The sequence below is a fragment of the Nocardia sp. XZ_19_385 genome (genome assembly GCF_015355755.1).
Taxonomy (GTDB): domain Bacteria; phylum Actinomycetota; class Actinomycetes; order Mycobacteriales; family Mycobacteriaceae; genus Nocardia.
Genome location: NZ_JACVEE010000002.1, coordinates 865458 through 877470, shown reverse-complemented (window position 1 = coordinate 877470; position 12013 = coordinate 865458). Strand labels below are relative to the sequence as shown.

At 67.3% G+C, this 12013-nt stretch carries 15 protein-coding genes; 9 read left to right on the top strand and 6 right to left on the bottom strand.

The window, feature by feature from the left end:
• Positions 1 to 2: 2 nt before the first annotated feature.
• Both IBX22_RS16760 and IBX22_RS16755 read left to right on the top strand, forming a co-directional pair.
• The gene (locus IBX22_RS16760) at positions 3 to 839 is read left to right on the top strand and encodes a DUF2786 domain-containing protein (protein WP_228538844.1); all 837 of its coding nucleotides are present in this window, start codon (positions 3 to 5) and stop codon (positions 837 to 839) included.
• Positions 840 to 857: 18 nt separating this feature from the next.
• A complete protein-coding gene (locus IBX22_RS16755; protein WP_194816487.1) occupies positions 858 to 1364 on the top strand; it encodes a TIGR04338 family metallohydrolase in 507 nt (168 codons plus the stop codon).
• Here the strand turns inward: IBX22_RS16755 and IBX22_RS16750 are convergent.
• Positions 1361 to 2323 carry an o-succinylbenzoate synthase gene (locus tag IBX22_RS16750; RefSeq protein ID WP_194816486.1) on the bottom strand — a complete coding sequence of 321 codons (963 nt, stop codon included), beginning with the start codon at positions 2321 to 2323 and terminating at the stop codon, positions 1361 to 1363. The genes IBX22_RS16755 and IBX22_RS16750 overlap by 4 nt on opposite strands.
• Before the next feature lie 90 nt (positions 2324 to 2413).
• Here IBX22_RS16750 and IBX22_RS16745 point away from each other — a divergent pair, with 90 nt between their 5' ends.
• Both IBX22_RS16745 and IBX22_RS16740 read left to right on the top strand, forming a co-directional pair.
• The gene (locus IBX22_RS16745; protein ID WP_194816485.1) at positions 2414 to 2755 is read left to right on the top strand and encodes a hypothetical protein; all 342 of its coding nucleotides are present in this window, start codon (positions 2414 to 2416) and stop codon (positions 2753 to 2755) included.
• A gap of 1 nt (position 2756) precedes the next feature.
• Positions 2757 to 3059: a hypothetical protein gene (locus tag IBX22_RS16740; RefSeq protein WP_194816484.1), complete on the top strand. Its 303-nt coding sequence runs from the start codon at positions 2757 to 2759 to the stop codon at positions 3057 to 3059.
• A 41-nt stretch (positions 3060 to 3100) separates the two neighbouring features.
• Here the strand turns inward: IBX22_RS16740 and IBX22_RS16735 are convergent, their stop codons facing one another.
• Complete coding sequence (locus tag IBX22_RS16735) at positions 3101 to 4270, bottom strand: thiolase family protein (protein WP_194816483.1); 1170 nt, start codon at positions 4268 to 4270, stop codon at positions 3101 to 3103.
• Positions 4271 to 4350: 80 nt separating this feature from the next.
• Between IBX22_RS16735 and IBX22_RS16730 the strand changes: the two genes are divergently transcribed.
• Both IBX22_RS16730 and IBX22_RS16725 read left to right on the top strand, forming a co-directional pair.
• Positions 4351 to 4872, top strand: coding sequence for a helix-turn-helix domain-containing protein (locus tag IBX22_RS16730; RefSeq protein WP_194817742.1), 522 nt, complete (start codon positions 4351 to 4353; stop codon positions 4870 to 4872).
• A 71-nt stretch (positions 4873 to 4943) separates the two neighbouring features.
• On the top strand, positions 4944 to 5354 hold the full coding sequence (locus tag IBX22_RS16725; RefSeq protein WP_194816482.1) for a hypothetical protein: 411 nt from the start codon (positions 4944 to 4946) through the stop codon (positions 5352 to 5354).
• A gap of 40 nt (positions 5355 to 5394) precedes the next feature.
• On the opposite strand, the gene IBX22_RS16720 is transcribed toward IBX22_RS16725, so the two are convergent.
• Positions 5395 to 6486 carry an ABC transporter ATP-binding protein gene (locus IBX22_RS16720; protein WP_194816481.1) on the bottom strand — a complete coding sequence of 364 codons (1092 nt, stop codon included), beginning with the start codon at positions 6484 to 6486 and terminating at the stop codon, positions 5395 to 5397.
• 123 nt (positions 6487 to 6609) lie between these two features.
• On the opposite strand from IBX22_RS16720, the gene IBX22_RS16715 reads away from it, so the two are divergent.
• The 3 genes from IBX22_RS16715 (at position 6610) to IBX22_RS16705 (ending at position 9721) form a co-directional block, all read left to right on the top strand.
• Complete coding sequence (locus tag IBX22_RS16715) at positions 6610 to 7404, top strand: LLM class F420-dependent oxidoreductase (protein WP_194816480.1); 795 nt, start codon at positions 6610 to 6612, stop codon at positions 7402 to 7404.
• Between the two features lie 66 nt (positions 7405 to 7470).
• Positions 7471 to 9264 carry an ABC transporter substrate-binding protein/permease gene (locus tag IBX22_RS16710; protein WP_194816479.1) on the top strand — a complete coding sequence of 598 codons (1794 nt, stop codon included), beginning with the start codon at positions 7471 to 7473 and terminating at the stop codon, positions 9262 to 9264.
• A 160-nt stretch (positions 9265 to 9424) separates the two neighbouring features.
• Positions 9425 to 9721: a hypothetical protein gene (locus IBX22_RS16705; protein ID WP_194816478.1), complete on the top strand. Its 297-nt coding sequence runs from the start codon at positions 9425 to 9427 to the stop codon at positions 9719 to 9721.
• Between the two features lie 57 nt (positions 9722 to 9778).
• Here the strand turns inward: IBX22_RS16705 and IBX22_RS16700 are convergent, their stop codons facing one another.
• From IBX22_RS16700 to IBX22_RS16690, 3 genes are all read right to left on the bottom strand, one after another.
• The gene (locus IBX22_RS16700) at positions 9779 to 10204 is read right to left on the bottom strand and encodes a hypothetical protein (RefSeq protein ID WP_194816477.1); all 426 of its coding nucleotides are present in this window, start codon (positions 10202 to 10204) and stop codon (positions 9779 to 9781) included.
• 51 nt (positions 10205 to 10255) lie between these two features.
• The gene (locus IBX22_RS16695) at positions 10256 to 10612 is read right to left on the bottom strand and encodes a nuclear transport factor 2 family protein (protein WP_194816476.1); all 357 of its coding nucleotides are present in this window, start codon (positions 10610 to 10612) and stop codon (positions 10256 to 10258) included.
• A 132-nt stretch (positions 10613 to 10744) separates the two neighbouring features.
• Positions 10745 to 12007: a CHAT domain-containing protein gene (locus tag IBX22_RS16690; protein ID WP_194816475.1), complete on the bottom strand. Its 1263-nt coding sequence runs from the start codon at positions 12005 to 12007 to the stop codon at positions 10745 to 10747.
• Positions 12008 to 12013 lie beyond the last annotated feature (6 nt).

The following is a 12013-nucleotide window of genomic DNA, read 5'->3' as shown; positions in this document are numbered from 1 at the left end:
CGATGACTGCGCCGAATGGGGTTCCCGACCGGATGCTCACGCGGATCGGGGGATTGCTGCGGCAAGCCGAATCCACCGACAACGAGCACGAGGCCGAAGCCTTCCTGGCCGCGGCGCAGCGGCTGGCGACCCGGTCCTCCATCGATCTCGCGGTGGCGCGGGCGCATGTGCACGGGCGGGAGCGCAGGCCGACGCCGATACAGCGGGTCATTCCGATCGGGGAGGCGGGAAAGAAAGGGCTGCGCACCTATGTGCAGTTGTTCGTCGCGATCGCGCATGCCAATGATGTGCGCTGTGATGTTGCGCGGACTTCGACGCAGGTTTACGCCTACGGATTCGATTCCGATATCGACACCTGTGAAGCCCTGTATACAAGTCTGCTGATCCAGATGGTGCGGGCTTCGGATCACTACATCAAATCCGGCGCGTACAAAACCGCGACGGTGGAGAAGGTGGTCGCCGAAAAGCGGTGGGGCAGAACAGTGCAGCGCCGCGTGCAGGCGCCGGTCGCCCCGGTGACCGCGCGGTTGAATTTTCAGATGGCGTTCGCGGCGCGGGTCGGAAAGCGGCTGGCGGCGGTGAAGCAGGAGGTCGAGACCGAGGCGGTGGCGCCGTCGGAATCGGCCGGTGGCACCGCATTGGCCCTGCGCAACAAGGAAATCGAGCTGGTCGACTTCTATCAGCAAACCTCCGAGGCGCGCGGCACCTGGCGCGGGCCGCAGGCTTCGGCCGGGCATTCCGCGGCGGCCCGGCGGGCCGGTGATCGCGCGGGCAAAGCGGCGCGCCTGGGCACCTCGCCCGAATTGGGCGCCGCTCGTGGACAATTGACGGACGGATAGACGCGGGGGATCTGGGCGATGAGCGTGCGTGACAGCCAGCGGGCCAAGGTCTATGACGCCGAACAATTGGTGCGCGGAGTATTCGACCGCGCCGACGAGTACGGCAGTCGCACCGTCGACCTCTACGGTTCCCAGATCACTCTCCCGATCGAACGGCGTTTCGCCTCGGTGTCCTCGGTGCAGGCTTATGCTGACAAGGTGCTCGCGCTCAATTGGGTACGGGCGCAATGGGATAGGGCCTCGGTCCCGGTGCGGGTCCGGTCGCGTGCCGGAGCGACCGCTGCCCACTACGAGGCGGCCGACGCGGTCCTGGCGGTACCTCTGCATACCGGCGGGACCGCGTGGGCTTTACGTGAACTCGTGGTGCTGCACGAGATCGCCCACCATCTGGGCCCGGTCTCCGAAGCGGCGCACGGACCCGAATTCTGTTCGCGGTATCTGGAATTGGTGGACGGGATCATCGGGCCGGAAGCCGCCCTGTTACTCCGCGCCACATTGCTGAACTGCGGCGCCCGCTTGAACTAGATCCGCGCCTGGACGCGCTGGAAACGGTCATGCCACCAGGCGATTCGCGCTGGGTCCGGATGCCGATAGCGGGCGATGAGTTCGGGATCCGGCGTCGGTGGGGTGCGTGGCACCGCGAGGTATCCGTCGACCGGACGCAAGGAATCAGCTACGACGTCGCCCTCGAACAGGGAAGTAGTGCCCAGGCCACAGGCGAAGTCGAGTTCGGGGAGTGCCCCCGCCAGCGCGAGCTGGGCGGACAGGCCGACGCTGGTTTCCAGCGCCGAGGACACCACACACGGCAACCCGGCCGCCTCGGCGACCTGCAAGGCCCGGCGCACACCACCGAGTGGCGTGCACTTGAGGACCGCGATGTCGGCGGCGCCGGCCACCGCGACCCGCATCGGGTCTTCGGCGCGGCGAATGGATTCGTCCGCGGCGATCCGCACGTCGACCTTGCGGCGCACCGCCGCCAACTCCTCGATCGTGCGGCACGGCTGCTCGACATACTCCAAACCGCCTGCTGCCCGGTCGATCTCGGCGATGTTGGAAATCGCGGTATCCACATCCCACACCGCATTGGCATCCACCCGAATTGCCCCGCTGGGCCCCAGCGCGTCCCGGACTGCCTCGACTCGCGCCAGGTCCTCGGCCAGCGAATCAGGGTGATCGGCGACCTTCACCTTCGCGGTCCGGCAGCCCGACGTGGCGACGATTCGATGCGCGCGTTCCGGATCCACTGCGGGCACAGTGCAATTGATCGGAATCCGGTCCCGCACGGGCTCCGGCCAGCCCGTGGTGCTCTGCTCGATCGCCGTCGCCAGCCACCCGGCCGCCTCGCGATCGTCGTACTCCGGGAACGGGCAGAACTCACCCCAGCCGAGCGGGCCCGGGATCAACATCCCTTCCCGCACGGTGATTCCGCGAAACCGGGTGCGCATCGGAATCGCGTAGACAACGGGTGCATTCTCGGCAGTCATCCCCGCCACCCTACGACCGTGCCCGGTACCCGCGCCCGCCGATAAGGTTCTGGTGAGGCGGTTGCAAGGCGCGCGGCACAGTCTTGGGGCATGACAAGGGGAGATCGGTTTCCGCGGGAGGCTGTCGCCGCGACCGTGCAGTACGCGGGAACGCTGGCGCTGGGTGGGATTGCCGCATGGTTGACGATCGGCTTCGCGCTCTTCGGCTACCTCGGCGAGGATGCGAACAGCGCGTTGTTCGTCGGCTTGGGGATGGGTGTGAGCTGGCTGGGTATCGGGGCCGCGCTGGTGTGGTCGCTCGTCGGCATTCTGGACGGGCTCTGGCACCGCAAGCCGGGGCCGCGAGGCGCTCCCGCTCGGACGCACCTGTTCATGGCCGCCGCGTTCGGTGCGGGCGGGACCATCGCCTTCCTTGCCGTTTTCGGGAGCTGACATGTACTTCCGAGTCTGGGATGCGGTGAGCGGCGCGGTGCTGTTCCTGGCCGTTGCCGTGTTCGCGGCGCTCGCACCGGATGTCGTAGCCGACGTGGTTCCGGAGGGCGGCGGGTACGCGATCACCGCCGGGATCGGCATGCTGGGCAGTCTGGTCGCGTTGCTGCTCGGGTTCTGGCAGCTGCTGCTCGCGGCGCTCGACCAGCGCACACTGTGGTGGCGGCCGCTGATCGGTCTGGCCGCACTGGTCGCCTGCTACGTGTTCGGCGAACTCGTCCGCCAACTCGTTCCGGCCTTCGGGTGAGGAAGAAGCGGCACCCGCGCGGTGGGTGCCGCTTCCACAATTCAGAGGCGTTCGTAGATGGTGGCGTTGGCCAAACCGCCTGCCTCGCACATGGTTTGCAGACCGTAGCGAGCGCCGCGTTCTTGCATGGCATGGACGAGGGTGGTGGCGAGACGTGCGCCCGACGCGCCCAGCGGGTGGCCGATGGCGATGGCGCCGCCGTTGACGTTCACGCGGGCGAGATCGGCGCCGGTGTCCTGCGCCCAGGCCAGCACCACTGGGGAGAATGCCTCGTTGATTTCCACCAGGTCGATGTCGGAGAGCTGAAGACCCGCACGCTGCAACACCTTTCGGGTGGCCGGGATGACGGCGGTCAGCATGAGCAGCGGGTCATCCCCGGCGACGGCGAAGCTGTGCAGGCGGGCCAGCGGCTTCAGCCCCAGTTCCCGGGCGCGTTCGCTGGTCATGATCAGCGTCGCGGCGCTGCCGTCGCTGACCTGACTGGCCGACGCCGCGGTGATCTGCCAGCCGATTTCCGGGAAGCGGGCGGCCATGACCTCGTCGAAGTAGGCGGGGCGCAGCTTGCCCAGGGTCTCCAGGGTGCTGCCGACGCGGATGCCCTCGTCGGTTTCGAGGCCGTTGATCGGGGCCAGCTGGGCCGCGAACGAGCCGTTCTTCGTTGCCAGCGCGGCCTTTTCGTGGCTCGCGAGCGCGAACTCGTCGAGTTGGGTGCGGGTCAGCCCCCAGCGGGCGGCGATCAGTTCGGCGCTGATGCCCTGGGGTACAAGGCCTTCCGGGTGCCGTGCGGCGAAACCGACGCCACTGGGATCCGCGGACCCGACCAGATTGGCGCCCATGGGGATTCGGCCCATCGACTCCACGCCCGCGGCGACCACGATGTCGTAGGCCCCGGAGATGACGCCCTGGGCGGCGAAGTGGATGGCCTGCTGGCTGCTGCCGCACTGGCGATCCACCGTGGTGGCGGGCACCGATTCGGGGTAGCCCGCGGCCAGTGCCGCCCGCCGGGCCATGTTCGAGCCCTGTTCGCCGACCTGGGTGACGATGCCGGCGATCACGTCGTCGATCAGCGCGGGATCGATCCCGCTGCGGTCCACTACCGCGCGCAGGCTGTGCGCGAGCAGGTCCACCGCGTGCACGTCGTGGAGTGCGCCGTTCGGCTTGCCTTTGCCGATCGGGGTGCGTACCGCCTCGACGATCACCGCGTCTCTCATGGTGCTGTCCTTCCAGAGCTGACTCTATCTTTCAATAGCCAGCGTACGCCTGGCCATAGTTGACACAAGTCAGCTTCGCTATGATGTGCGTCATGGCAGCAGTAATGGAAGGGCGCTTGGCCGACCTGAGTTCGTGGCAACCCAGCGAATGCTCGATCGCGAAAGCGCTCGACATCGTCGGCACCCGCTCGGCCGTCCTCATCCTGCGCGAGGCCTACTACGGCACCCGCCGCTTCGACGGTTTCGCCGCCCGCATCGGCATCACCGACGCGGCCGCCGCCGCGCAACTCCGCAAACTCACCGCCGCGGGCCTGCTCGAAAAGCAGCCCTACCAGGAAGAAGGCAAGCGCACCCGGAACGAATACGTGCTCACCGCGATGGGGCGCGACCTGCTCCCGGCGGTGCTGGCGCTGATGCAGTGGGGCGACGCGTACCTCCAACCCGGACCCGCCCCTTTGGAACTCGTCGAGGCTGCCACAGGATCTCCGGTGCGGGTGGAGATCCGCAGCGCCGGGGGCCGGGAAATCGAGCTGGAGGAGTTGGGCGTGCGGGTCAACGACGACTGGGTGCGCGCCCGGCGTAAGCGACGAGGGGACAGCTGAACACCGTGACGTTGCGCACCTGAGTAATTTTCCCCGTGCCGGGACCGTTCGGGCATTGCCATGATGAAGGCATGCCCGATCCGTACCGGACCACCCGCCGCTACTCCGTCCCCGATCCCGACCCGGAACCGGTCGAGCGGCGACATGATGGAGGTATGCCGTATCAGTACCAGCCGGAGCGGCGGCCGAGGTCCTGGGACGCGAAGGTGAGCAAGCTGCTGTACACGTTCGCGGCCATTCTCGGCGGCGGCGCCGTCCTGTACGCCACCTTCGCGCTGATCGTCACCTACTTCCAGGGCGGCGTCGCGATCGCGGAAGTTCTTGCGGCACTGGCGGTCTGCTGGGTCGTGATGGGGCTCATCCTGGGTGTGCCCCGGGTCATGGGGCGGATGGCGCGCGAACGCGGCCGATCCAGCCTGGTCTGGGCGGGCGCGTCGGTGCTGCTGGTGCTGGCGTCGATCTCGATGTTCATCGCGGTGTGAAGCACCCCGCCCGGCCGCTCGGGCGGGGTGCTCGAACAGCTCAGTTCAGGCGGCGGCCATCGTTGGCGGAGAAGAAGTAGGTGTGCTCCGCGGCGGTGGCCAGCTTCAGCCGGGTGCCCTTGGCCGGCGGGTTACGCCAATCTGCCCGCGCCACAATGATTTCCCCGGCGCCGTTGGTGGCGCCATTCGCGACGGTGCGGCCGTAGATGTAGGCGTCGGAGCCGAGTTCCTCGACCACGTCGACCTCCATCTCGATGCCCTTGTCGAGCCCGCCGCCGATCTCCAGGTGCTCGGGGCGGATGCCGACGACCACCGAGCCCTCGGCCCCGTCGACCACCGAGCGCGGGACCGCCAGCGCGTGCCCGCCCACCGACACGGTGCCGTTGTCCACCGGCAGCGTGAACATGTTCATGGCGGGCGAGCCCATGAATCCGGCGACGAAGGCGTTGACCGGATCCTGGTACAGGTCACGCGGGGTGGCGCACTGCTGCAGCAGGCCGTCTTTGAGCACCGCGACCCGGTCGCCCATGGTCATGGCCTCGACCTGATCGTGGGTGACGTAGACGGTGGTGGTGCCGAGGCGGCGTTGCAGCTGCGCGATCTGGGTACGGGTCTGCACCCGCAGTTTCGCGTCCAGGTTCGACAGCGGCTCGTCCATCAGGAAGACCTGCGGGGAGCGCACGATCGCGCGGCCCATCGCCACGCGCTGGCGCTGGCCACCGGAGAGAGCCTTGGGCTTGCGGTCCAGGTACGGCTCCAGGTCCAGCAGCTTGGCGGCCTCCAGGACGCGCTGGTCCTTCTCCGCCTTGGCGACCTTGGCGAGTTTGAGCGCGAAGCCCATGTTCTCGGCGACCGTCATATGCGGGTAGAGCGCGTAGTTCTGGAACACCATCGCGATGTCGCGTTCCTTGGGCTCGGCGTGCGTGACATCGTTTGCGCCGATCAGGATGCGCCCGCCGTTGACCTCCTCGAGGCCGGCGAGCATGCGCAGCGAGGTCGATTTTCCGCAGCCGGAAGGGCCGACCAGAACCAGGAATTCACCGTCGGCGATCTCCAGATTCAACTGGTCGACGGCCGGTTTGTTCGAGCCCGGGTAGAGCCGGGTCGCACTGTCGAAGGTCACTGTTGCCATGACGAAACCATCCCATTCACCGGCAGGAACGTGCCGGACGATCCGAGTACAGGGTGGCCAGGACTCTACAAGGTTCACCGGAGATCGGTAGCCTCGTTCGGGGAACTACGTGAGGAGCCTCGAGTGAGCAGACCGGTGCGTATCGGTATCCAGTTGCAACCGCAGCATTCCCCCAAATACGGCCTGATCCGCGACGCGGTGCTGCGCGCGGAAGACCTCGGCGTCGACATCGTCTTCAACTGGGATCATTTCTATCCGCTCTACGGCGACCCGGACGGCGCGCATTTCGAATGCTGGACGATGCTGGGCGCCTGGGCCGAGCAGACCGAGCGGGTGGAGATCGGCGCGCTGGTCACCGGCGGCGGCTACCGCAATCCGGATCTGCTGGCCGACATGGCGCGCACCGTCGATCACGTCAGTGACGGCCGGTTGATCCTCGGCATCGGCGCGGGCTGGTTCAAGAAGGACTACGAGCAGTACGGGTACGAGTTCGGCACGCCCGGAACGCGTTTGGCGCTGTTGAAGGAATCGATGGCGCGGATCGACGCGCGCTTGAAGCAGCTGAACCCGGCGCCGACGCGGGAGATCCCGATCCTGATCGGTGGCGGCGGTGAGAAGAAGACGCTGCGGCTGGTCGCCGAGTACGCCGATATCTGGCACACCTTCGCCGACGTGGAGGTGCTGGCCCGCAAGAACGGCATCCTCGGTGAGCACTGCGCCGTCGTCGGGCGCGAGCAGGCCGAGATCGAGCGCTCGGTGGAGTGGCAGGGCACGGCCGACGCGAGCGGGTTGCATGCCGCCGGGGTCACCCTGTTCACGGTGGCGGTGAACGGTCCCGACTACGACCTGTCCGAAGTGGAGGCCGCCATCCGGTGGCGCGACGAGGTGAACCCCGACGCTGTCACCGGCCTGGCCTGATCGCGTGGCGCAACCCTCACTCAGGTAACTGGGTATTCGCGTTGGCCGCCGATAGGGTTGTCGGTCATGGCCAGCCTGCTTTTCGTGCGGTTTCGTGCGTTGATCGCCGTGATGTTGCTCGCCGTCGGTGTCCTGGCGACGGGGTGCGCATCCGGCGGCGACTCCACCCGGGACCTGTGCTCCCCGCCCGGGCTGAGTGCTGCCTCCGCCGCCCCGCAGAACCTCGCCTCGTCCGAGGCGGCCGGGCCGGACAAGTACACGACCGAGTCGTCCGAGCCGTTGGACGCGATCGACCTCGGCAAGCTGGGCTTGATCACGCCGGGCGTGCTCAGCGTCGGCACCCTCTCGGACGCGCCGCCCAGCATCTGCGTGAATTCCAGCGGCCGGTTCACCGGGTTCGACAATCAACTGCTGGAGGCCGTCGCCGCGAAAATCGGGCTGCGCGTGCAGTTCTCGGGCACCGAGTTCGCCGGTCTGCTGGCGCAGGTGGCGGGTAAGCGGTTCGATGTCGGCTCCTCGAACATCACCACGACCGCGGCGCGGCGTGACCTCGTCGGGTTCACCAACGGCTACGACTTCGGCTATTTCGCGCTGGTGGTGCGCGACAGCAGCGGAGTCAAGACATTCTCGGATCTGAACGCGGGCAGCAGGATCGCCGTCGTCCAAGGCACCGTGCAGGACGATTACGTCGTCAACACTCTGCACCTGGATCCGGTGAAGTTCCCCGACTACAACACCGCCTACGCGAATCTGAAGTCCGGCCAGGTCGATGCCTGGGTCGCCCCGTCCGCGCAGGCCGACGGCGCGATCAAGCCCGGTGACGGCACCGCCGTCGTCCAAAATGCCTACAGCCTGGACAATTTCGCGGCGTGGGCGGTCGGCAAGAGCAATCAGCCGCTGATCAACGCGCTCAACAGCGGCCTGGACGCGGTGATCGCGGACGGCACCTACGCCAAGCTCTACTCCGACTGGGTACCGCGGCAATTCCCGCCGGGCTGGAAGCCGGGATCCAAGGCCGCGCCGATGCCGCAGCTGCCGGACTTCGCGGCCGTCGCCGCCGAACATGCCGGAGACAAGCAGCCCGAGCAGGCCGCACCGAAGTCGACGCTGCAACAGTTGCGCGAGACGTTCTTCGATTGGTCGTTGTACCGCAAGGCCTTTCCCGATCTGATCAAGACCGGCTTGCCGAATACCCTTATCCTGGCGCTGGTTTCGGGCATCCTCGGCACGGTGCTCGGCATGCTGCTCGCCGTCGCGGGCATCTCCCGCACGCGCTGGCTGCGCTGGCCGGCCCGGATCTACACCGACGTGTTCCGCGGCCTGCCCGCCGTCGTGATCATCCTGTTGATCGGCCTGGGCCTCGGCCCGGTGGCGCGCAATGTCACCGGCAACAACCCGTATTGGCTCGGCGCGCTCGCCCTGGCCTTGCTGGCCTCGGCCTATATCGGCGAGATCTTCCGCTCCGGCATCCAGGCGGTGGACACCGGGCAGCGCGAGGCGGCGGCCGCGCTGGGCCTCAGCTACCGGCAGTCGATGCGGTTGATCGTCATCCCGCAGGGTGTTCGGAAAGTGCTGCCCGCCTTGATGAATCAGTTCATCGCACTCATCAAGGACTCCTCACTGATCTACTTCCTCGGCCTGCTCGCCACGCAACGCGAACTGTTCGCCGTCGGCCGAGATCTCAACGCGCAGACCGGAAATCTCTCGCCCCTGGTCGCCGCGGGCCTGGTCTACCTGATGCTCACCATCCCGCTGACGCACCTGGTGAACTACCTCGACCGCCGCATGCGCGAGGCCCGGCCGAAGGTGGGCCGGCCGATCGACCCGCTGGAGCAGGCCACCGTCACGGAAGGCCGATAGGCAGGCAAAACCGATAATTCGGTCGAAAAGGCACGGCCTATCGGAATCGCTGATCGCGATTGGTTAGCACATCCTGAGCTACTTGCAATGATGCGCACTCACTAATATGTTTCGGGTAACCAGAGCCACCGATTCACTTAACGAGAAGAGGGAAATTCTGATGACCACAGCACACCTCGAGCACACCGCCCACGACCACGTCCACGGCCCCGATTGCGGCCACACCCCGGTCCCGCACGGCGACCACATCGACTACGCCCACGACGGCCACCTGCACCGCGCCCACGACGGCCACTACGACGAGTGCGAACCCGCCGGCCACCAGCCCTGCGACAACCACACCCACGTCCACGGCCCCGATTGCGGCCACGACTCCGTCGACCACGGCGACCACGTCGACTACCTGCACGACGGCCACCGCCACGCCGCCCACGGCGACCACTACGACGACCACTGAAACGCGCTAACGCGGCACCGGGGGCCGGTGCCGCGTTGGGCGAGGGGTTCTTTCGGGTCAGGAGGCCTTGCGGATTCCCATGTATTGCAGGGCGGCGAAGGCGCCGACGGTGCCGGCTTGCATGACGGTCCAGATGGAGCCGACGAGGTTGAGGTCTAGGGCTCCGATGAACAGGGCGATCAGGCTCAGGGCGACCCAGGCGGCGTTGAGGGTGGCGACGCCGCGGGCGGCGGAGGTGTTGGGGTTGGCGGGGGTTCCGATGAGGGCGACGGTGATGCCGTAGAGGGTGAGGAAGATGCCGATCGGGATGCCGATGCTGCGGTCCAGGCCGAGCAGGGACTCCAAGGGGGCGGCGAGGGCGAGGTAGGCGACGCCGTTGACGCCGGTGACGACCGCGTCCAGGCGGAGCGAGAGGCGCAGGAGTTTGGGGCCGGGGGCCATCAGGGTGGACAGCATGGTGGGGGTGGCGGCGGTGGTGCTCATGGTGGGGCTCTTTCTCGTAAAAGCAATGGGGGGAGGGTTTTTCGCCGGTGGTCAGGCGGCGGCGGGGACCTTGTCCAGGAAGCCGTAGACCTTGGCGATCTTGCCGTCGGTGATGATCGCGACGTCGAAGCCGATGACGATGGCGGGGCCGTCGGCGGGGCCGAGATCCCAGGTGAAGCGGACCTGGTCGTGGTGCGCGTCGACGGGGCCGCCGAGGCGGAAGGTCCAGCCCGGGAACTGGGCTTGCACACCGGCGATGACGGCTTCCAGACCGGCGTGGCCGGCGACATCGACCATCGGGTCGACGTAGGTGGCGTCCGCGGTGAAGACCCGGGCGACGGCGGCGGTGCGGGCCGCGGCGTCGGTGGTGTTCCAGGCTTCCAGGTAGGCGGCGACGATGTCGTTCATGATGTCCTCCAAGGGCTTTGAGCTGGTGTTTCTCGGTTTGTGTTGCTTACGAGAACTACGTTATGGCTCGAGGAGGGGGTACCGAATCAGTCGTCTATAAGTACTTTTCGGCAGGCATTACCTATGTCCGCGCTAGGTACTGATCGTGGCGAGTGCGCTCCACAGGATCGGGGAGTGTGCGATCGCGCCACCGTTGCGCCAGGATTTGAGTCGGTCGCGTTGCCAATCAATCAGGGCGACAACAGGATCGGGCTGTTCGTGCGCGGCATCGACGGCGCAGATCGTGTCCAGCAGGGGGCGAACGTCGGTTCCGGCGAAGCGCTGGAACGCGAGATCGGTGGGCAGTGGCCAGCGGGTGGCGGTGACGAGCTCGGCGCCACCGGCGATCATCGCGGCGGTCAGGCCGAGGGCCTCGGTGAACCGCAGGTCACCGCCGCTTTCGCAGGCGATCAGAGCGACCCGGCTGGGAATCGGCCAAAGCTCGCTGCCCGCAGTGGGTTCGGAACTGATGGTGTGTGTACCGAGCAGAAAGTCCTTGGCGGACAACGGCCGATGGGTGCGGTTGGCCGCCGCGAAGCCGGTGGTTTCCGCACCGCAGGCGAGGTGGAGTTCGGCGTTCTCGCTCTGTCCGGATTCCGGCGCGGCGGCGGTGACATGGCCGACGTACAGCAGCCGGCTCGCGCCTTTGCGCAGTGCGGTGCTGAGCCAGTCGCGGTCGACGTGGGTGCGGCGAAACGCGTCGAAGGGGCTCGGGACTTCGGGTGTGAATCGTTGCTGTGCAACGTAGTCGGCGATGCGCTCAGTTAGTGGTGACGGTGTGTCCATGCGGCCGAGCACCGACCCGAGAGCCGAATCGGCGCGGAAGCCGGGAATACGCGGGTCGAGGATCGCGACCACGGGTAGTTGCTGCTGCTCGGCCCAGCGGCGCACCGTTCGGCCGGGCGCGCCGACGATGCTGGCGGGAGCCAGCAGGCTCAGGTCAGCCAGGTCGAGGAGGCGCAAATCGGGGGCGGGGGCGAGAATTTCCCAGGGGACCTGCGCCAGCCGAGGCGAGGGTTGGAGACGGATCAGCGGACGGATGCCCTGCCCGTGCATTTGCGCCAACTGGCTCGCCAACCCGGAGGGGACCAACGCTCGCGAAAGATCCCGCGCCAGTAGATATTCCGCATCCGGCGTCGCGAATGCACCAGTGGTGAGCGCACGTTCGAGACCATCCGGAGCGCCCGGAATGGGCAGCTCTCCGACGAGCCTGTCCACCACTTCATCGATAGCCGGACCGGGCAGCATGCTCACACCACCCGGCGCGACGTTGCCGACCCACCGCCATGACATATAGAGATCCCCGGCGTCGGCCATCCGGATCAGCACGGTCGGTTGCTCGGACGAGCGCGTCATGCGGAG

Coding starts and splice junctions, on each gene's coding strand:
- IBX22_RS16760 (WP_228538844.1), top strand. CDS start 3: ATGACTGCGCCGAATGGGGTTCCCGACCGGATGCTCACGCGGATCGGG.
- IBX22_RS16755 (WP_194816487.1), top strand. CDS start 858: ATGAGCGTGCGTGACAGCCAGCGGGCCAAGGTCTATGACGCCGAACAA.
- IBX22_RS16750 (WP_194816486.1), bottom strand. CDS start 2,323: ATGACTGCCGAGAATGCACCCGTTGTCTACGCGATTCCGATGCGCACC.
- IBX22_RS16745 (WP_194816485.1), top strand. CDS start 2,414: ATGACAAGGGGAGATCGGTTTCCGCGGGAGGCTGTCGCCGCGACCGTG.
- IBX22_RS16740 (WP_194816484.1), top strand. CDS start 2,757: ATGTACTTCCGAGTCTGGGATGCGGTGAGCGGCGCGGTGCTGTTCCTG.
- IBX22_RS16735 (WP_194816483.1), bottom strand. CDS start 4,270: ATGAGAGACGCGGTGATCGTCGAGGCGGTACGCACCCCGATCGGCAAA.
- IBX22_RS16730 (WP_194817742.1), top strand. CDS start 4,351: ATGATGTGCGTCATGGCAGCAGTAATGGAAGGGCGCTTGGCCGACCTG.
- IBX22_RS16725 (WP_194816482.1), top strand. CDS start 4,944: ATGCCCGATCCGTACCGGACCACCCGCCGCTACTCCGTCCCCGATCCC.
- IBX22_RS16720 (WP_194816481.1), bottom strand. CDS start 6,486: ATGGCAACAGTGACCTTCGACAGTGCGACCCGGCTCTACCCGGGCTCG.
- IBX22_RS16710 (WP_194816479.1), top strand. CDS start 7,471: ATGGCCAGCCTGCTTTTCGTGCGGTTTCGTGCGTTGATCGCCGTGATG.
- IBX22_RS16705 (WP_194816478.1), top strand. CDS start 9,425: ATGACCACAGCACACCTCGAGCACACCGCCCACGACCACGTCCACGGC.
- IBX22_RS16700 (WP_194816477.1), bottom strand. CDS start 10,204: ATGAGCACCACCGCCGCCACCCCCACCATGCTGTCCACCCTGATGGCC.
- IBX22_RS16695 (WP_194816476.1), bottom strand. CDS start 10,612: ATGAACGACATCGTCGCCGCCTACCTGGAAGCCTGGAACACCACCGAC.
- IBX22_RS16690 (WP_194816475.1), bottom strand. CDS start 12,007: ATGACGCGCTCGTCCGAGCAACCGACCGTGCTGATCCGGATGGCCGAC.